18 protein-coding genes are annotated in these 18,924 nt (G+C 68.5%); 6 read left to right on the plus strand and 12 right to left on the minus strand.

All coding sequences use genetic code 11. The annotated features are described in order from the left end of the window. Positions 1–3: 3 nt before the first annotated feature. Genes ABGB19_RS11415 through ABGB19_RS11430 form a run of 4 tightly spaced genes read right to left on the minus strand, consistent with a single transcriptional unit; the run spans position 4 to position 4,419 of the window. Positions 4–339: an STAS domain-containing protein gene (locus ABGB19_RS11415; RefSeq protein ID WP_347686052.1), complete on the minus strand. Its 336-nt coding sequence runs from the start codon at positions 337–339 to the stop codon at positions 4–6. After that, the gene (locus tag ABGB19_RS11420; RefSeq protein WP_347686053.1) at positions 336–2,306 is read right to left on the minus strand and encodes a glycosyltransferase; all 1,971 of its coding nucleotides are present in this window, start codon (positions 2,304–2,306) and stop codon (positions 336–338) included. Before ABGB19_RS11420 ends, ABGB19_RS11415 begins: the two co-directional genes overlap by 4 nt. Continuing rightward, on the minus strand, positions 2,303–3,541 hold the full coding sequence (locus ABGB19_RS11425; RefSeq protein WP_347686054.1) for a SpoIIE family protein phosphatase: 1,239 nt from the start codon (positions 3,539–3,541) through the stop codon (positions 2,303–2,305). The genes ABGB19_RS11420 and ABGB19_RS11425 overlap by 4 nt, the downstream gene beginning before the upstream one ends. Further along, a complete protein-coding gene (locus ABGB19_RS11430; RefSeq protein WP_347686055.1) occupies positions 3,538–4,419 on the minus strand; it encodes a glycosyl hydrolase in 882 nt (293 codons plus the stop codon). Before ABGB19_RS11430 ends, ABGB19_RS11425 begins: the two co-directional genes overlap by 4 nt. A gap of 332 nt (positions 4,420–4,751) precedes the next feature. Here ABGB19_RS11430 and ABGB19_RS11435 point away from each other — a divergent pair, with 332 nt between their 5' ends. Continuing rightward, the gene (locus tag ABGB19_RS11435; protein WP_347686056.1) at positions 4,752–5,960 is read left to right on the plus strand and encodes a hypothetical protein; all 1,209 of its coding nucleotides are present in this window, start codon (positions 4,752–4,754) and stop codon (positions 5,958–5,960) included. On the opposite strand, the gene ABGB19_RS11440 is transcribed toward ABGB19_RS11435, so the two are convergent. Beyond that, positions 5,948–6,421 carry a cupin domain-containing protein gene (locus ABGB19_RS11440; RefSeq protein WP_347686057.1) on the minus strand — a complete coding sequence of 158 codons (474 nt, stop codon included), beginning with the start codon at positions 6,419–6,421 and terminating at the stop codon, positions 5,948–5,950. The genes ABGB19_RS11435 and ABGB19_RS11440 overlap by 13 nt on opposite strands. A gap of 39 nt (positions 6,422–6,460) precedes the next feature. Beyond that, the gene (locus ABGB19_RS11445) at positions 6,461–8,134 is read right to left on the minus strand and encodes an Hsp70 family protein (protein WP_347686058.1); all 1,674 of its coding nucleotides are present in this window, start codon (positions 8,132–8,134) and stop codon (positions 6,461–6,463) included. Between the two features lie 110 nt (positions 8,135–8,244). Here ABGB19_RS11445 and ABGB19_RS11450 point away from each other — a divergent pair, with 110 nt between their 5' ends. After that, entirely contained in the window at positions 8,245–9,750 is a 1,506-nt protein-coding gene (locus ABGB19_RS11450) for an FAD-dependent oxidoreductase (RefSeq protein WP_347686059.1), read from the plus strand. Here the strand turns inward: ABGB19_RS11450 and ABGB19_RS11455 are convergent. Continuing rightward, positions 9,734–10,495, minus strand: coding sequence for a hypothetical protein (locus ABGB19_RS11455; RefSeq protein WP_347686060.1), 762 nt, complete (start codon positions 10,493–10,495; stop codon positions 9,734–9,736). The two genes, ABGB19_RS11450 and ABGB19_RS11455, sit on opposite strands and share 17 nt — an antisense overlap. A 46-nt stretch (positions 10,496–10,541) precedes the next feature. On the opposite strand from ABGB19_RS11455, the gene ABGB19_RS11460 reads away from it, so the two are divergent. Then, entirely contained in the window at positions 10,542–11,000 is a 459-nt protein-coding gene (locus ABGB19_RS11460) for a nuclear transport factor 2 family protein (RefSeq protein ID WP_347686061.1), read from the plus strand. Position 11,001: 1 nt separating this feature from the next. On the opposite strand, the gene ABGB19_RS11465 is transcribed toward ABGB19_RS11460, so the two are convergent. The 3 genes from ABGB19_RS11465 to ABGB19_RS11475 are packed head-to-tail and all read right to left on the minus strand — an operon-like array spanning position 11,002 to position 13,077. Beyond that, positions 11,002–11,655 (minus strand): L,D-transpeptidase family protein, encoded by a 654-nt coding sequence (locus ABGB19_RS11465; protein WP_347686062.1) that lies wholly within the window; start codon positions 11,653–11,655, stop codon positions 11,002–11,004. A 9-nt stretch (positions 11,656–11,664) separates the two neighbouring features. After that, positions 11,665–12,492, minus strand: a complete 828-nt coding sequence (locus ABGB19_RS11470; RefSeq protein ID WP_347686063.1) for an SRPBCC domain-containing protein — start codon at positions 12,490–12,492, stop codon at positions 11,665–11,667. Next, positions 12,493–13,077: a helix-turn-helix domain-containing protein gene (locus tag ABGB19_RS11475; protein WP_347686239.1), complete on the minus strand. Its 585-nt coding sequence runs from the start codon at positions 13,075–13,077 to the stop codon at positions 12,493–12,495. A gap of 58 nt (positions 13,078–13,135) precedes the next feature. On the opposite strand from ABGB19_RS11475, the gene ABGB19_RS11480 reads away from it, so the two are divergent. Next, positions 13,136–14,647: a phosphatase PAP2 family protein gene (locus ABGB19_RS11480; protein ID WP_347686064.1), complete on the plus strand. Its 1,512-nt coding sequence runs from the start codon at positions 13,136–13,138 to the stop codon at positions 14,645–14,647. On the opposite strand, the gene ABGB19_RS11485 is transcribed toward ABGB19_RS11480, so the two are convergent. After that, positions 14,601–15,272, minus strand: coding sequence for a phosphatase PAP2 family protein (locus ABGB19_RS11485; protein ID WP_347686065.1), 672 nt, complete (start codon positions 15,270–15,272; stop codon positions 14,601–14,603). The two genes, ABGB19_RS11480 and ABGB19_RS11485, sit on opposite strands and share 47 nt — an antisense overlap. 47 nt (positions 15,273–15,319) lie before the next feature. On the opposite strand from ABGB19_RS11485, the gene ABGB19_RS11490 reads away from it, so the two are divergent. Further along, the gene (locus ABGB19_RS11490; RefSeq protein WP_347686066.1) at positions 15,320–15,802 is read left to right on the plus strand and encodes a hypothetical protein; all 483 of its coding nucleotides are present in this window, start codon (positions 15,320–15,322) and stop codon (positions 15,800–15,802) included. Between the two features lie 16 nt (positions 15,803–15,818). Here ABGB19_RS11490 and ABGB19_RS11495 read toward each other — a convergent pair whose 3' ends face one another. After that, positions 15,819–17,321 (minus strand): DUF222 domain-containing protein, encoded by a 1,503-nt coding sequence (locus ABGB19_RS11495; RefSeq protein WP_347686067.1) that lies wholly within the window; start codon positions 17,319–17,321, stop codon positions 15,819–15,821. 182 nt (positions 17,322–17,503) lie between these two features. Here ABGB19_RS11495 and ABGB19_RS11500 point away from each other — a divergent pair, with 182 nt between their 5' ends. Beyond that, a complete protein-coding gene (locus tag ABGB19_RS11500) occupies positions 17,504–18,874 on the plus strand; it encodes a sulfatase (RefSeq protein ID WP_347686068.1) in 1,371 nt (456 codons plus the stop codon). Positions 18,875–18,924: the final 50 nt, after the last annotated feature.

Raw genomic sequence — 18,924 nt, forward strand, 5'->3', positions numbered from 1 at the left:
CGGTCATTCGTCAAAAGCACTGTCGGGGGAGGGGTGTGCGCGGAGTACCCGGTTCAGATTCGTCAAGGACAGCACCGTTTCCACCTGGGTGGTGGGTGATGCGATCCGAAGGTCGCCACCCGCCTGCCGGGCAACCTTCAGACCCGAGATCAACGCACCCAGACCGGAGGAGTCGATGAAGTCCGTGCCGGACAGGTCGACCACCAGGCGGTTGCTTCCGCTGTCGACCAGATCGTGCAACTCCTGGCGTAACGCCGGTGCCGCCACCATGTTCAGCCGCCCTTCGGGTCGTATGACCACTGCCCCCGAAGTTGTTGTGCGCTTCCCGATTTCGCTCATTGCTCCCCTTCCGTGCCATGGCCGCGATAGCGCACCGCCTGGAACACCACACTCAGAATCACCAGATCGAAGATCACCCAGAATAGGTTGACGCCGACGCCCAGCACGGAAATAGCGCCGAAATACAGCTGCACGATCCCGATCACCGACGCCACGACCAGCAGCACCATCGCCGCCAACTGCCACTTCACCAGCCCCCACGGGATCGCCCCGGTTCCCTGGCGTGTCTTGGGCGTGACGGCGAACCCCAGCGGACGGTCGAAGTAGACGTTGCGAAAAGCCGTGACGCAAGCCTTGATCCAGACCGGGAACAGGGCAAGGCTGTACTGCTGGCCCCGCCACGTCGGCGTACCCCTGCTGACCACGAGGAACAGCAACTGGTTGAGCACCAGGAACGGGATCAGCCGGCCGAAGAAGTCCCAGCTGTAGGCCTGCACCGGCATGACGTTGAAGATCAGGAAGATCGCCGGCGCGGCGATGTAGGCCAACGCGGCGAACCCGGCGAGGTAGCTCCACATCGTGGTGAAGTACATCAGCCGCTGCCCGAGGCTAAGCCCCTTCTGCACCAGCGGGTTCTCCTTGAGCATCACCTGGATCGTGCCCTGCGCCCAGCGGAGTCGCTGCGTGAGCATGGTGCCCGCGTCGTCGGGCGCCAGACCGTGCGCCAGGACCTCGTGATGGTAGGCCGACTTCCAGCCGAGCGCGTGCATGCGCATGCAGGTGGCCATGTCCTCGGTGACCGAGATGGTGGCCATCGGCAGCATCGGTTGCGCCTCGTCGTCCCTGCCCACGTCAACGGCACGGATCATCGTGCGGATCGACTCCAGCGCGCCCAGCGGCGACCAGTCCCGGCCGGCCAGCGACTCGAGCGCCTCGTCGTCGAAAATCACCGCCGTGTCCAGGGTTTCGCCGTGATCGCCCATCGCGGCGATCACGTCCAGGTCGGCGCGCATCGCGTCGACGTCGGCGGCCACCAGGCTGCGCGCCGCCTCGTCGACGCGCTGCTGGAACTCGAATGTGATGTCGGCGAGCGGTTGCGTGTTCTTGAGGGCCGAGCGGGCATCGCGGACGGCGTCCTCGACGCCGGCGAGGGCCGCCTGCGCCTCCGGTTGATCCTTGCCGACGTGAGACCTGGCCTGTTTGAGGATCTTGCGGGAGGTGTAGAGCGCGCGCTTGACGCCGTCCTCGACCGCGCGCACGTAGCCCCTCACGCCGAGTTGCATCAGGGCCTCCCGGCGCAGCACCGCGTTCGAGCCGCAGAAGTACGCCGCGTTCCAGCCGTCCTTGCCCTGCTGGATCGGACCGTAGAACAGCGGCGCCTGGCTGCCGAGCGGATCGGAGAACGGCACGTTGACGAAGTACTGCGGGGTCTGCACCAGCGCCATCTTCGGGTCGTAGAAGTAGCCCAGCGTGTGATCGAGGATCTCCGGTTCGGGCACCTGGTCGGCGTCGAGGATCAGGATGAACTCGCCGTCGGTCTCCAGCAGCGCGTTGTTCAGGTTGCCGGCCTTGGCGTGGCGCGGCTTGTCCATCCAGTGCGACGAGCGGGTGAGGTAGCCGATCCCCCGCTCGGCCGCGGCCTTCGCCAGATCCTCACGTTCGCCGTCGTCGAGGATGTACGTGTGGTGGGGGAACCGGATACGTTGTGCCGCTTCGGCGGTCGCGATGACCATGTCCAGCGGTTCGTTGTAGGTGGTGATGAACACGTCGACGGTGGCGTCCGGCGGCGGGGGCGGCGGTGGGGGCCGCCGCCGCAGCCGCCACATCGTCATCCCGAACAGCAGCGAGTCGATCAGGCTGTACGTCTCGGCCGTCACCAGCGGCACTGCTATCCACCACGCCGACCAGTTCGTCGAGGCCAGCCACCGCCAGACGACGTAGTTGATTCCCAGCGCAGCGGTCACCAGGATCAGCAGCCGCAGCCACGGCGAGGTTGAGGTGCCCTCGGCGGGGAGGCGATGGGTCACGCGTCGTCCCGGCGCACCGCTACCACGGTCACGTCGTCGAGGGGCGGTCGCCGGGTCGTCAACGCGGTGACCGCCGAGCACAGGTCGTCCGGCTTGGGATGTGCGGCAACGAAATCCAGGACGTCCTTCTCGACGGCCTGCTTGTCTAGCAACTCCAGCGATCCGTCCGACGCGATGACCAGCATGTCGCCCGGATCCAGCTTCGTCTCCAGCGCCACCCAGGTGTCGTCGGGCATGACGCCGATCGGCAGGCCCATGCTGTCGAGCCGCTCCACCGCACCGCCGCGGCGCATCACGGCGGCGATCCCGTGGCCCGCATCGACGTACTGGATGCGGCCGGATTCGGCGTCCAGGCACGCGTGGAACAAGGTCGCGAAGGTGTTGGTGCGATCGAGATCGTCGGCCATCTGGTCGGCCGCCGAGTTGACCGCGGCGGCGATGTCGGCGTCCTTGCCGAACCGGTCGACCGCCCGCGATGCGCCCCGCAGCGCCGAGCGCAGGCCGGCGGTGATGAGCGCCGCCCCCAACCCCTTACCCATCACGTCGGCCACGGTGAAGATCGCGCCGCGCTGCACCGGGTAGTGATCGTAGAAGTCGCCACCCACCGCATAAGCGGGCGCGCACATCGCGCAGACCGAGTAGCCCGCCAGATAGTCGACGGGTGGGGGCAGCAGCAGTCGCTGTACGGCGGCCGCCCGCTCCAGATCGTCGGACCGCTCGAGTTCCCGCTGCGCCCATGCCGCCAGGTCCCGGAAGATCATCCGCTGCCGGGTGTCCAGGGTGCGCGGTTTGGTGTCGTAGATACAGAACGTGCCGACCGCATGTCCGCCGGGCCCGAACAGCGGGTAGCCGGCGTAGAACCGGATGCCGCCCTCGGCCGCGATGGCCGGCAGTTCGGCGAAGTCCGGGATCGTGGTGAGGTCGTCGACGATCAGGGCGGGATCGTCGGGCTGCTCGTAGACGCGGGCGATGGTCGCCCGGCACACCGAGGTCTCCCGTGGACCGGTGATGGTCAGCCCCTCGCCGACGGCCTGCTTGCACCACTGCCGGTCGCGATCGATGAAGTTGATGTAGGCCCTCGGCACGTCGAACATGGTCTGCGCCATCCGGATGATGCGGCCGAACCGTTCTTCCTCTGGCGTGTCGAGAATTTGCAACTGCTGCAGCGACCGCAGCCGCCGCTCTTCGACCTCGGCCGGTAGCGCGAAAGGATCGTCGATCGCGGAGGACGTCATCGGGCCAACGCCGGGTCGCTCAGCGCATTCGACATCGCCGCCGCCGACTCCGGTGAGCTGGTGATCCGCCAGTCGGTCTCCTTGTCGTGCTCGAACCAGACGAAGCCCATCACGTCGGGCTGCCGGCTCAGGAACTCGGTGAAGCGCGCGATCCAGTCCGCCTTGCTGCCGCCGACCTCGGCACAGCCGACCTCTGCAACGAGGATGGGTTTGCCGGGGCCGATGGAACGCAACTCGTCGAAGGTCTCGCCGAACAGCGCTTCCGGTTCCGTCCAGCAAGTCGTCGGGAGGCTCGTCCCCCAGTTGTACCCATCGATACCGAGCACATCGACATACTCGTCACCCGGGTACCAGTGCGCCAGGCCGGTGATCCCGCCGATCGTGGGAGCCCACACCCACATAGCGTTACCGACCCGTTGTGCGGCGAAGATGTCGTGCACGTGCCGCCAGGCCCGGACATAGTCCGCGGGCATCGTGCCGCAGGCCGGTGTCCACGGGTACCAGTCGCCGTTGAACTCGTGGGCGAAGCGCACGTACGTCCGCCCGCCCCAGTCACGGATCTCGTCGGCCCAACGGTAGATGTAGTCGTCGAGTGCCCCCGACAGCAGCGACCGTATGACCGCCGGCGACCGGTCGTCGGTCCAGCACCACGGTTCCCAGCTGATGATGGGGTCGGCACCGCAGTAGGCGGCGACCGCCATCGCGGAGATCGGCGGTGGTGCGAAGAAGTCCTCGAACGCCATGACCATCTCGGCCCGGCGTCCGACCGCGTCGGCGACGGCCTGCAGTTCCCGTGCGGCGGTGAATCCCCCGGGAGTGCTCAGGCCGAATCGCAACGACGCTGTCCGAGCGCGATCGAGCGAGCGGTCGATTGTCATGGCCGGTCGGTCCACTTGCTGATCCACCTCAGGTACGCCCAACGGAGGAAACCGAAATCATTCCCCTTCGAAAATGGTCGCAAACCATCGCGCCGTAGGGATATGTAATTAACGGAACGGTCAGAAGTGATCCACCGAGCTGATGTCCTCGTTTGCTTACCTCGGCGCAGCGAGTGGATTCGGCCAACTCCGCGCTGGGCAACCGCGGTCCGCGAAGAGCCCGCCTGCACCGGCCAGACGTGTGGTTCGTAGCTTTCGAACTGAATGGGTACTGCCTCTGGCGACGGGGGTAATCTCAGAGCCTGATTCTCACCACGATCGGGGGCATTCCTATGGACCTCGTGCTCGGCCTGTCGCTGACGTCCAGCACGGTTCGGTGGGTGCTCGTCGAGGGCGTGACCGGCGAGGGCGCGACCGTCGACCGCGGCGCATTCGACTTCGACGCCGCGATCGATCCCGACGAACTGCTCGATGTGCTGCTCGCCGACGTCGTCGACCCCATCCATGCGATCGGCGTGACCTGGACCAACGAGGCCGAGCAGACGGTGTCCGGGGTGCTGGGGGCGCTGACGACGCGGGGCTACGGCAACGCGATCGCCATCTCCGAGCTCGAGGCCGCAGAGGTGCTGGCCGAAGGTATCGCCGAGATCGCGGACTACGACGACGTCGCGGTGTGCATCGTCGAACCCGACGCCGCCGTCGTCGCGATGGTCGGTGCGGGCGGGGTGACTGTCGACCGCATCCCCAGGCCGCTAGACGGGGCCGATGTCATCGAGTTGCCGAGCAGCGTGATCACCATGCTCGAACTGAACGAATGGCGACCCGACGCGATCTTCGTCGTCGGGTCGGCGGGCGATCTCCAGCTGGTCCAGTCGACGTTGGACGACGTCACCACCTCGCCGGTGTTCTCCGCCGCCGACGCCGAGCTGGCGCTGGCCCGCGGTGCCGCGCTGGCCTCGGCGCGCGCCGTCAACACCCTGGATGCGCGGGGCCCGCGGCGGCCGTCGCGGGTGGGTGCGCTGGCGTCGGTTCTGGTCGCCGCGGTGGTGACGTTCGTGGTGTCGATCTCGGCCGCGGTGGGACTCGGTCTGACGGGCGGCGATCACCGGCCGCAGGCCGCCAACGCCGCCGAGCAGTCCACCGCCGGGGAATCCGCGCCGCCCGCGCAGATCGTCCAGAAGGCGACCACCCCCGCCGAGGCCAGGCCGGTCGTCGCGCAGACCATCGCGCGGGCCGCGCCGCCCCCGCCCGCCTACTCCCCGCCGGCCCCGGCCGCCGAGATCTCCGAGCCGCCCGCGTACGTGCCGCCCGCCCCCGAGCCCGCGTACAGCCCGCCGGCCCCGGTCTACTCCCCGCCGGCCCCGGCTTACTCGCCGCCGGCGCCCGCCTATGTGCCGCCGGCTCCCGCGCCCGCCTACACCCCACCCGTGCAGAACTACGTTCCGCCGGTGGCTCCCCAGCCGCGCCTGCGCGACCGCATCATCGAGCGCATCCCGATCATCAACCGGTTCCACGAACCGGATTACTCCTACCCGCGGTAGCCCTCCGGGCAGGCGGCCGGCGCGTCGTCGCGGACCGGCCGGTCGGCGGGCAGCGTGTACGTCGCCGTCGCCTCGGCGTGTTCGGCGCCCTCGTTGGACACGACGTGCGGGACACCCCCGGGGATGAAGATGGCCTGACCGGCGCCGAACGCCGCCGGCGCGCACGCGTGCGCGGTCTGCAGGTGCACGGTTCCCCCGTTGATCACCGAGTACTCCGGTCCGGGATGGGTGTGCCAGCCGCTGCTCGACGCGGGCCCGAGGACAAGGTTCTGCACGTACAGGGTGGTCGGCTGTCCCACCGTTACGATCGCGACCGGCGCGGTCGTGGTGCCCTTGGCCACATCGGTGCGCTGGATCTCGCCTTCGACGGGCGTGGCCCCCGCCGAGGCGGGAAGCATCCCCGCCGCGGCCGACAGGATTCCGGTCGCCACCGCGGTCGCCGTGACTGCCCCACGCTTCATCTCTACCTCCCCGCCGCCCGACTCTCGGGCTCGTCGGGATTATCCACCCGGCACCTGGATCGGGATGGGCACCGGCAGGAACGGCACCGTCAGGTAGGTCGTGGTCATCGGTGTCGTCGTGGTCGTGGTCGTCGGGGTCGTGGTGGTCGTCGACGTCGTCGTGGTGGTCGTCGGGGTCGTGGTGGTGGTGGTCGTGGTGGTGGTCGTCGTCGTGGTCGTCGTGGTCGGCGGCGTCGTGGTCACCACCGCCGTCGTCGTCACCGGCGGCACGGTGGTCTGCGGCGCCTCGGTGGGCTGCGGCGGCGCGCTGGTCACCGTGACGGTCTCGACCTGCGGGCTCGGTGGCGGTGCAGCGCTGGTGGGGGGCGCCGACGCCGACGGGGCGGGTCGCGACGGTTCGGTGGCCTCGGTGCTGCCCGTCGCACTCGTCAGCGCAATCGCGACACCGCCGACGGCGATCAGCGCTACGGCCGCCGCGACGCCGAAGACCAACCCCGGCAGCCGCTGCCAGGTGCGCGGTTCGTCGATCGGCCCGGTCGCGGGCACGTACTGCACCGGCGACCGCGTCGACGCGACGTCGCTCTGGTAGGGCTCGTACGGCTCGTATGGTTCGGTGAAGGGCACCGGGTCGTCGGCCGCGGCGTCGTCCTGCGACCACGCCAGCGCGCGGAACGTCGACGACCCGGGCGCGTCGACGGGGGCGGCCGGCGCCAGCCCGGTCTGCGCGTCGGCGGCCGCGCCGTAGGCCAGCAGCCCGGCCCCGACCGCGGCGTCGAGTGCGGGGTGCGGCGTCGTGATCACCGGCACGCTCGTGTGCTCCGCAAGCCGCTGCCCGATCAGCGGGATGGCCGCGCCACCGCCGACCGCAGCGACCGTGGCGACCTGGTCCCAGGCAATGTTGTTGCGCTGCAACAACATATCCAGCGCAGACAACACCCCGGCGAGCGGCCCGGCGATCAACGCCTGCAGCTCGGCCCGAGTGAGCCGGATCGCCGACCGGTAGCCCGGCAACTCGGCGACGAGTTCGGTCGCCTCGGCCGTCGAGAGCCGCTCCTTGGCCGCGCGGCAGTCCTCGCGCAGTGTGGTCAGCGACTCGACCGCCGCGGTGCCCGCCGGGTCGATCTCGCCGGTGGTGGCGATGCCGTCGAGCACATGGCTGAGCAGCGCCTGATCCACGAGGTCGCCGGAGAACTCGGCGTAGCGGGTCGTCTCGTCGATCGGTTCGAAGCCCGCAGCCGCGTCGGCGACGGTGATGCTCGTGCCGCCACCGCCGAAGTCGAGCAGCACCACCAAGCCCTGCGCCGGAAGCCCCGGATCGGCCTGCAGCGCGGTCAGCGACGTCACGGCGTCCGACACCAGTCGCGCGGGCGTGCCGTCGGGCGCGAGCGCCGGTTCGTCACGCATCGCAGTGCGCAGTGCCCACAGCGTCGACGGGCGCCAATGCGCGGGCACCGCGACGGCGATGCCGGACGAGGGTGGGCCGCCACTGTCGGTGATCAGCGCGGCGAGCGAGGCGGCCAGCATCCGGTCGGCCGAATGGGCCGACCCGTCCGCGGCGATCAGCGGCACCGAGTCGCCGACCCTCTCGACGAATCCGCCCAGCACCGCGCCGTTCGGCAGCGTGAGCACCGAACGCCGCATCACAGGTTGATTGCCGACTCGCGCCGCGACCAAGTTCGTCGTCCCGACCGACAACCCCAACGGGTCGCTCATAACGGACCACACGATAGCCGTCCGACCTCGACAAACCGGTCAGACACTCCGTGCGAACCCCGTTCGGCGGCCACGGTTTTGGGGGCAGCCGAACGGGTACCTGTTCAGCCATGACCTCACTGTGGCTAGCAAACCGCGCTCAACCGTCGACGCCGCCGAGTCCACTGCCCGAGACGGAGCGGTCCGCCGACGTCGTCGTGGTCGGCGCCGGCATCACCGGCCTCATCACGGCGGTTCTGTTGGCGCGCGCCGGCAAGGACGTGCTGGTGCTCGAGGCGCAGTACGTCGGCGCCGGCGCCACCGGCAACACGACCGCGAAGATCAGCCTGCTGCAGAGCACGAAGCTGTCGAAGATCGTCTCCAAGCACGGCGCCAAGACGGCCCGTCAGTACGTGGAGGGCAACCTCGAGGGCCAGCAGTGGCTCATCCAGCACTGCGAGGCCCACGGGTTGGCCGTGCAGCGCGAATCGGCCTTCACCTACGCACAGTCCGAGAAGGGCATCTCGTCGGTGCGTCAGGAGCTGGCGGCCTGCGAGACCGCCGGGCTGGACGCGGAGTGGGTCGACGACGCCGATGTGCCGTTCCCGTTCGCGGGCGCGGTCCGGCTGGCCGACCAGGCGCAGTTCGACCCCATGCCGCTGCTCGACAGCCTGATCGTGGAACTCGACGAGCGCGGCGGCCGGCTCGCGCAAGGCGTTCGGGTGCAGAAGGTTTCGAGCAAGGGCGACGGGCTCGCGCTGGGTGTGCGCACCGGCACCGGCGACGAGTTCGATGTGCACACCAAGCAGTGCGTGCTCGCCACCGGCATCCCGATCCTGGACCGCGGCGGCTTCTTCGCCCGCCTCAAGCCGCAGCGCTCGTACTGCATGGCGTACAGGGTGCCGGGCAACATCACCCGCGGCATGTACATCTCGGCCGACTCACCCACCCGCTCGGTGCGCTACGCGCCGACCCCTGACGGCGACCGGCTGATCGCCGGTGGCGCAGGCCATCCGGTCGGCCATGAGAAGAGCCCGGCGTCGTCGGTGCAGGAACTCGACCAGTGGACCAAGCTGCACTATCCCGGCGCGATGCAGACGCATTACTGGTCGGCACAGGACTATTCGCCGATCGACGAGTTGCCGTACGTCGGGCCGATCCTGCCCGGCAACGACAAGATCTTCGTCGCAACCGGTTTCGACAAGTGGGGCATGACGAACGGCGCTGCAGCCGCGCTCGCGTTGTCGAGCCGAATCCTCGGCGGTCGGATGGACTGGGCGGAGGCGTTCGCCAGCTGGAGCCCACACGAGCTGTCCGGAATCCCGAAGGCGATGCAGAACAACGCTCAGGTGGCGCTCTATCTGACTCGAGGCTGGATCACGCCGGTCACCCGCATGCTCAACCGCACACCCGACGACGGCGGCGTGGTCAGCGGGCCGCCATGGGACCTCGAGGCCCGCAGCATGGTCGACGGCAAGGAGTACCGGGTGTCGCCGGTGTGCCCGCATCTGGGGGGCATCGTGAACTGGAACGACGCCGACGAGACCTGGGAATGCCCGCTGCACGGATCACGCTTCGCGCCCGATGGCACCCTGCTGGAGGGGCCGGCGACGCGTAACCTCACTGCGGCACAGTAGTTCCGGGCTCCTCGGGTAGGAACTTCCTGACGGCGGCCGAGCCGACGACGCCCACCGCGATCAACGCGATCGCCACGGCGTCGGACACCGAATCCGACACCCAGCCGACGATTCCGGTTACCGTGACGAACGGCGGCAGCCAGTCGACGGCGCCCGCCCACGAGTCCGACTCCCCCGTCGCGTAGTCGGGATAGAACTCGGTGAACGAGGCGGCGAAGACCACGGCGCCGATCGGGATGATCCACGCCGTCCAGAAGTTGTCGTTGTCACCGAGCATCGCATCGCCGATCGCCCCGGCGACGGCCGACACCACGAAGGCACCGGCCCATGCGCCGGAGATCGCGTAGTTGATGCGCCGGAACGCCTCGGTGTCCCAGTGCTCGGGGGGTGTCGTGTCCTTGGCGTAGGCCATGGTGAACGGCCGGCGCAGCGCCAGCGTGCCGACGGCGAAGACGGCGAGCACGATGTTGCTCAGTTCGCCGGCCCACAGTTGCAGCCAGTCGATCACCCGGTTCGGCGCAAGCAGGCCCACGACGGCGAGGACGCCGAAGTAGGCGATGGTGAGCACCTCGAGTGCGTGCACCCGCACACCGCGCCGGGTGCCGACCCACAGCGTCAGCAGCGCCAGGCCGAGCGCGGCGGAGGCGGCCTCCTCGAACCGGCCCGGCCCCGCCACCACCGCCATCAGGATCCACGGCGCCAGCCCCGCGAACGGAGATTTGACGTAGGCGTCAATGAATTTCATGCCCGGACTGTACGCGTCCCGGCACGGTTGTGCTGCAATGTCGGCCATGGGTGACATCGACGACATCAAGCAAGTCAAGTACCGGTATCTGCGCGCGCTCGACACCAAGCACTGGGACGAGTTCGCCGACACCCTCACCGAGGACGTGGTCGGCAAGTACGGCGAATCCATCGGCGAGGAGCATCACTTCAAGAACCGCGACGAGTTGGTGACCTTCATGCGCAACTCGCTGGGCCCCGAGATCATCACCGAGCACCGCGTCACCCATCCCGAGATCGCCGTCGACGGCGACGAGGCGACGGCCACCTGGTACCTGCAGGACCGCGTGATCGCCCCGGACTTCAACTTCATGCTGATCGGCGCGGGCTTCTACCACGACCGCTACCGCCGGACGCCCGACGGCTGGAAGATCAGCGAGACGGGCTACGACCGCACCTACGATGCCTCGATGTCGACCGAGAACCTCAATTTCAAGGTGAAACCCGGCCGCGCGCTGAACATCTGAGTTACTGCGCGATCGCGATCACCGCGCCGGGCCGCAGCCACCGCATGATCTCGACGAGCTTGTCGTCGTCGATGGCCACGCACCCCGCGGTCGGCCCGCCGTCGGTGGCGTGCAGGAAGAACGCGCCGCCGTTGCCGGGCACGCGGGCCTTGTTAACGCCCATCACGACGGCGTGTACATACTGCGGGATCTCGAGGTTCTCGGTGCCGCTGGCGGGATCGGTGTTGAACGGGCACTGCGATTTCTCGCAGACCTGCATGGTGTTGTAGGTCGGGCTCTTCATGTCACCGTCCCACCAGTGGTTGGGTCCGACCTGGACGTACTGCAACCCGCCGCCGGGGTTGGGGGCGGTGCCGAACGCGAAGTCCAGCGTGAAGACGCCCATCGGCGTCTTCATCTCGCCGTCATGGGTCTGCGGTGCCATGCCGTTGGCGCCGATCCAGGCGTCGATGCCGGCGGCGACCGGCTGCCACCCGGCGGCGGTGCGCTGGTAGACGTCCAGCTTGGCCTTCGAACCGCCAACGCCGACAACGGATATGACCTGGGATGCCGTACCGACCGACTGGGCGAACCACGGCGTGACCTGAGCACGGCTCACTGGCGCTGTGGTCAGCGAGAGCACCGCCGCGCACACGAGGATCAGCAGTCGTCGCATCCGATCATGCTAAGTGCAGACGCTCTCCCCGGAGAGTAAGCCACGCAGCCAGGAGGTCCATTTGGATCGATGGGCCGCGGCGGTTTCGGCGGCATCCTCGCCGTAGAAGTAGATGCTGATCATCCCGCTGGCCTGGTCGCCCATCATGCAGGCGCCGACGATGGCGATACCGGGAGCCGGTTCGTCGATCCGCATCGTCAGCTCTCGCAGGTTGCCGTCCTGATGAATCCGGTGGACGACGCCGGCCAAACGGGGTGCGCCGGGCGGGGTTTCGCGTCGTTCACCGACGTTGGCACCTGCGAGGTCGAGTGCGTCGGTGAGCGTCGTCCAGGCCTGCAGGTCCCCGCCGTCATGGCCGGCCATCACCCGCACGGTGGCAGCGGGCTCGCCCGGGAAATCGCTCAGGTAGATCTTGAGCACCTCGAAGAAACCGGGCCACCCGGTCTCGAAGCTCTCGAGCTCGTCATCCCAGTCGTCGCGGTCGCTGAACAGGCTGTGCACCATGCGGATCACACACTGGTGACCGGATCGGCCGGTGACGGTGACCTCGGTGGCCACCGGTGGGGCGTCGCCGTGCCACCCGTACTCCTCGTATGCGATGCGGTTCGGCGGTTCCCATGCGGTGACCTTGCCGGCCGACACGTCCGCACCGCAGTTCTCGCCGCCGAAGTCGAAGCTGATTGCGCCACCGACACGTTCCTCGACGGTGGTGGTGGTGAACCACGCGCTCATCCCGGGGCCGGTGGCGATGGCCTGCCACACCTGCTCGGGTGTGCCGGGCACGAGGACTTCCAGTTCGACCCAGCGACGTCCGGAATCGTCTCTGTGCAAAGGCATTCAGACCTCCTGTGGTGTCGGGTAGGCCGCGACCATCAGGCGGTAGGCGCGACCATGCGGATCGGATTCGTCGTGATAGCGGGCCACCAGCGCGGTGACCGCATCGGAGAGTTCGCGGGTGAACGAGGCCCGGTCGGCCGGTGAGCGGAACCGGATCGCGGTGTCGATCGACAGCGTCGCGAGCCGCTTGTTCTTCGCGCGGGCGGCCGACCACAGCTCACCCACCTCACGCACGGCGCGGGCGGCCAGCGCGATGAGGAAGCTCGCCGACAACCGGTCCTCGGCCCGGCCGGGATCGCTGGCGACAGGCCCCAGCGCGGCGGGCGAGACGACGTACGACGTCGCAGTGGCGACCAGCAGGCGTTCACGTAGGCCGCCCCACTTGCGCTCGCCGGCCTCGGTCACCAGGCCGTGCTCCTCGAGCGTGCGCAGGTGGTAGTTGACCTTCTGCCGGGAGATGCCGACGCGCGAGGCGAGGGCCGCCGCCGAGGCCGGCTCGGTCAGTTCGGCGAGCAGCCTGCTCCTGGTCGGATCCAGCGCGGTGACCGCCGCGGCGGGGTCGGCGATCACCTCGACGTCCAGCATGTCGCCATCCTCGACGTTGACAAGATTATTTGTCAAGGGCTGTGGATACGTTGGGGAGATGGATGCACCCCAGCCCCCGTCCCTGCCGTCGCTCGGCCGTCGCCGGACCGGACTACGACGGATCACCCAGGGCCTCGGTGCGCTGGACCGCGAGGTCTTCGAAGCGATCGCCGACTCCCCCACCCCGCTGCTCGACACGATGATGCCGCCGCTGACCCGTGCGGCCGACCACTCGAAGCTGTGGTTGGTCATCGCGGCAGGCATGGCCGCCACGGGGAAATCGAGCGCACGGCGAGGTGCGGTGAGGGGAGTGCTCACGCTGGCGGCGACAAGCTTGGTCACCAACCAGGGCGCCAAACGCATCCGGCGGCGTCCACGTCCGCTGTTCGATTCCGTGCCGCTGATTCGGCGCACCCGTCGCGTTCCCACGTCCAACTCTTTTCCGTCGGGCCACTCGGCCAGCGCCGCAGCGTTCGCAGTCGGTGTCGGGCTGGAGAGCGCTGCCCTCGGACTGCCGCTGGCACTGCTCGCGGGCCTGGTCGGGCTGTCCCGGGTGGCGGTCGGAGCGCACTATCCCGGAGATGTGTTCGCCGGGTTCGGCCTCGGGGCGGCGGTTGCTGTCCTCGGCGGGCGCCTGGTCCCGCCGTTGGTGCCCAGCAGGATTCCGACCGCCGACCCGCTGCGCGTCGAAACTGCCGAGCGACCGGATGGCGAAGGGGTGGTGCTGGTCGTCAACCCGGCGTCAGGCGGTGGGACGGGTGCACGCGTTGTCGACGAGGTCAAGGAGGCCCTGCCTCGGGCGGAGATCGTCGAGCTCGGCGACGACGACGACGTCGAAGAGGTGATCCGCGCGGCGGCAGGTCGCGCGGAGGTGCTGGCGGTCGGCGGTGGCGACGGCACCGTCTCATGCGGTGCCGCGGTGGCCATCGAGGCGGGAATTCCGCTGGCGGTCTTCCCCTGCGGCACGTTCAACCACTTCGCCAAGGACATCGGGTGCACGACCGCCGCCGACACGATCGCCGCGATACGGCGAGGCACGGTGGCGTGCGTGGACCTCGTGTGCCTCAACGAGGGCCACCTGGTGATCAACACGGCGAGCATCGGCGCGTACCCGAAGTTCGTGGAGACGCGGGAGAAGTACGAGCACCGGATCGGTAAGCCGCTGGCGGGCCTGTACGCGATGTTCCACACACTGGGCCGCGATGAGCCGGTGCGCATCTCGTATGACAACAAGACGCTGCAGACGTCGCTGTTCTTCCTCGGCAATTCGACTTACCTGCCATCGGGTTTCGCGCCGTCGATGCGAACTCGGATGGACGACGGCATGATCGACGTCCGGATCCTGGAGACCGGCCGCAGGTTCAGCAGACTGCGCATTCTTGCGGCGCTGGTGACGGGCAGACTCGAGCGAAGCCCGCTGTATCACGAACTCCGGGTGCCCGAGTTCGAGTTCACCTCGGTTGACGGGCCGACCGTGCTGGCGCACGACGGCGAGGTCGGCACCGAGGTGACGAAGGCCAGCTTCACCGTGAGGTACCGGGTACTGCCGGTGTTTCGTCCGCTTCCGTGATCGGGTTCGAGGGCGGCAGGACCAGCAGGCAGAACGCGAAGTACGCGTAGCCGAGCGCCCACCCCGCCAGCACGTCGGACGGGTGGTGCACGTTGAGGATCACGCGGCCGATTCCGATTCCGACGACGACCACCGCGCCGAGGGCGATGAGCCATCCGCGCAGCGACGCTCGCGTGACCGGCAGAGCGACGGTCAGCAGCGCGAGGACGGCGACCAGCACGCCGAGGGCATGGCCTGACGGAAAGGCTGTGCCCAGCGCGGAGACGAAGGCGGTGTCGGGCCGCGGCCGGTCTGCCGCGGCTTTGGCCGCTTCGGTGACGAGGCCCGCGAGTTCCACGCTGATCACGAGGAACATCGCGATGCGCACATTGCGCCGCGCCAGGGCCAGGATGATCAGCACGACGGTGAACAATCGGAAGGCGCCCGGTCCCAGTACGGTGCAGAACACGTCCCACGCCACAACCCAGTCCGGACGCGCCTCGCCGTTCTGGTACGACAGGCGCAGCGCCGCGGCGTCCAGTGACGTCAGCCAATTCCATTGCAGGGCATAACCCGTCCACAAGAACGCGTATGCCACGAGCGCGAGGACCGCCGAGGCGACGAGCCAGCGCTTGTGCGGAGCCATGCTTTACCTCTACCACCCGTCGCCGCCGACGGTTATGGTGGCTGCTCATGGCCGTGATTCTGCGCAAACTGCTTCGCATCGGCGGTCTGCCCGAGGAGATGCGCGCCGAGGTCGAGGCCGAGGGCGTCATCTTCCTCGCCGAGTATGTCCCAGTGACCCGCTGGTTCAGCGGCAAGGTCCCCGGCCGACGCTCACGAGGTAAGGTCAGCAGCTACGTCGGAGCACTTGCGCTGACCAATCAACGGGTACTCGCCACGCTGTCGTCGGTTCCGAAACTGGCCGGCAGAACCGTCGACCAAAGCTGGGACGCTCCGCAGTCGGGCACCGTCAAGGCCGAGTTGTCAACGAACGGCTTGTCTCTCGATGTCGACATCAACGCCATCGATCCGAAGTTCTCCGGCGAACTCTCGATGCACTACAAGGTGACCATCCCGCAGGACGTGATCGGTCGGTTGCCTCACCGATCGTTGGCCTTCGATGTGCCGCCCGAATTCGTCTACCGCGCAGTCGGAATCCCGTACCACCCGTAGTTCCGGCGACCGCCCGTCAAAAGGGTGGGGGTTTGTTGCGTTCGTCGGCGTGGGGCTGGTTGCGTCGGCGTTCGGCTTCGATGGCTTTGGTGCGGTCGTGGGCTCGGGTTTGCTTGCGGCGCGGCATCTTCAGGCAGCGCACGGCGTCGTCGAGCAGCTCGACGGAGTGGTCGACGACCGCGGGCGCGGTGGGCCGGCACAGCGACGGGAACAGTAGTCGGCTGCCCGGATAGGTGGTGTATCTCTGCCCACCCGGAGAAATCCAGTCGACCATTCCATCGCGATGTTGTCGGTCGCGCCAGCCCCAGAACGTTTTGGACAAATGATGTGCTCGGCACAGGCATTTGAGGTTCGACGCCTGGGTCGCCCCGCGCGGGTAGGGGATCGTATGGTCCACGTCGCAGTGCGTGGCCGGCTTGCTACAGCCCGGGAACCGGCAGGTCAGATCGCGACAGCGCACGAACGACGCCAACACCGCCGAGGGGATCCGCCGGTTCTCCGGCGGGCTGTCGCCGGGATGGACCACCGGGCGGCGTTTGGCGGTGGCGAGTTTGTCGGCCACGAGCGGGGCGGGCAGGATCGCGCCATTACCGATCACATAACCCGGCCCGGCCACAGCGGGGCCGGCGGTCGCAGCGTCGGCGGACTCGGCGGTGGGGTCGGCGCTGGACTCGGCGGGCTCGTGCCCGTCCAGCTGCACCGGTGTCTCATCGGTCACGGTGTCCTCGCCGGCGACCACGTGGACCACCACCGCACTCGCCGTGGTACCCGCGGCCGGGCAGTCGGCACTGCCGCAGGCACACGCCAGACTTTGAGCGCCGTTGAACACCGCGGCCATGGCGTCGGTGCGGCGCTGGTCGATCGTGCGGGGGTCGTTGCTACAGACGGTGCCGGCCATCGCCTCGAGGCGGGCGTCGATCAGTTCACCGTCCTGGGCGTAGACGATGGCGTCCAGGTAGGCCACCCCGGAGCCGTCTTTGGGGTCTTTGACCTCGACGTAACGGTCGCGCGAGCTGCTTTCGGCGCGGCGCACCGCGGCGGGGTCGAAGCGATCCACCCAGTAGTCGATCCCGGCGTGCAGTCGCTCTACCGACCACGTCGTCCACCCCGCGACATGGCCGCCGATCGCGGCGTCGATCTGCGCCAGCGCGTGGGGGTCCTCGATCAGCCAGGTGCGCGAGACGATCGCAGCGACCATGCGGTAGGTGAGCGCGCCGGTGAGAAACACCGCGTTGACTCTCGGCAGGCGATCGCGCAGCGCGACCGCGACCCCGAGTTGAGCCGCCGCCATCCCCCGCGACACGTTCTGGGCCGCGGCGATCTCGGCGGCCACCGCCGACCAGTTGTCCTCGATCCACTGATCACGCTCGGCCGAGCCGTCGGCGGCGTGGTGGCGGTCGAGCACATCGGCGGCCGCCGAGAGCCGCCGCGCACACGCAGCGTTCTCCACCCGCGCCCACGCCCCCACCGCCGCGGTATCGGCGGTGGGTCCAGCGGCCTCCACCAAAGACTCGAACATATGAGCGAAACTACGCCGCGCCGCCCACCCGCCAGTCTCGGAACCAGCCCGAGCCCGCCACCCTGTGGATCAATTCGCCATTGGGGACAACGCGAACTCTTTGAGCCAAAGGGTTGCCCCGGGCAGACGTCGCCCTATGAAGTGGAGAAGCCTGCGAAGACCGGCGACGAGAGGAATGCTCGGTGACGAAGCCTCGACGGGACAACGTGCTGATCGTGCACTGGCACGATCTCGGGCGGTATCTCGGCGTCTACGGTCACCCGGACGTGTCGAGTCCGCGCCTGGACCGACTTGCCGCCGAGGGCATCCTGTTCACCCGTGCGCACGCCACCGCGCCCCTGTGCTCCCCCTCGCGCGGTTCGCTGTTCACCGGCCGGTACCCACAGAGCAACGGACTGGTCGGCCTCGCCCACCACGGCTGGGAATACCGCTCGGGTGTCCAGACACTCCCCCATATCCTGTCTGACTCTGGTTGGCACACAGCGCTTTTCGGTATGCAGCACGAGACGTCCCATCCGCCCAAGCTGGGCTTCGACGAATTCGACGTCTCGAACTCCTACTGCGAGTATGTCGTCGAGCAGGCGACCCGGTGGCTCGACGACCCGCCATCGGAGCCGTTCCTCCTCACCACCGGCTTCTTCGAGACCCACCGGCCCTATCCCCACGACCGGTACGAACCCGCCGACGCCTCCGGCGTCACGGTGCCGGACTACCTTCCCGACACCGCCGACGTCCGCCAGGACCTCGCCGACTTCTACGGCGCGATCTCGGTCGCCGATGCCGCGGTCGGCAGGCTGCTCGACAGGCTCACCGAAACCGGCCTCGACCGCAGCACCTGGGTGGTGTTCATGACCGACCACGGTCCGGCGCTGCCCCGCGCGAAGTCCACCCTCTACGACGCCGGCACGGGCATTGCCTTCATCGTGCGCCCGCCGAAGGACGCCGCGATCGAACCGCGCGGCTACGACGAGTTGTTCAGCGGCGTGGATCTGGTTCCTACCCTGCTCGATCTGCTCGGCGTCGAGATTCCCGCCGCGATCGAGGGCGTATCTCATGCGGCCAACCTGCTGAGCACCGACGTGCCGTCGCCGGTCCGCACGGAGGTCTACACGATGAAGACCTTCCACGACTCCTTCGACCCGATCCGCGCCATCCGCACGAAGGAGTACAGCTACATCGAGAACTACGCCTCGCGCCCGATGCTCGACCTGCCGTTGGACATCGCTGACAGCGCTCCCGGCCGGGCCGTCGCACCGCGGATAACCGAGCGTCGCCCGGAGCGCGAACTCTACGACCTCGTCGCGGACCCCACGGAGTCGCGCAACCTGCTGGGCCCGGAGGGCGCCGACGCGGCAGATGCGATCGCCCACGACCTGGCCCTGTCGCTGAACAACTGGCGTCAGAAGACCAACGACGTCATCCCGTCGGAGTTCGCGGGCACGCGCATCTCCGTGCGCTACACCGAAACCTATCTGCATATCCGGGGCCAACTTCCCAGCCGCTCGGCGATCGCCGCGGAACGGGGAGTCGAGGAGAACCACGGCGGCCGCTAGTTTTGCTCACCATGAGCGAAATACCAAGTGGTGTAAACCTTTTCCCATCT

The sequence above is a fragment of the Mycobacterium sp. B14F4 genome (genome assembly GCF_039871645.1).
Classification (GTDB): Bacteria; Actinomycetota; Actinomycetes; order Mycobacteriales; family Mycobacteriaceae; genus Mycobacterium.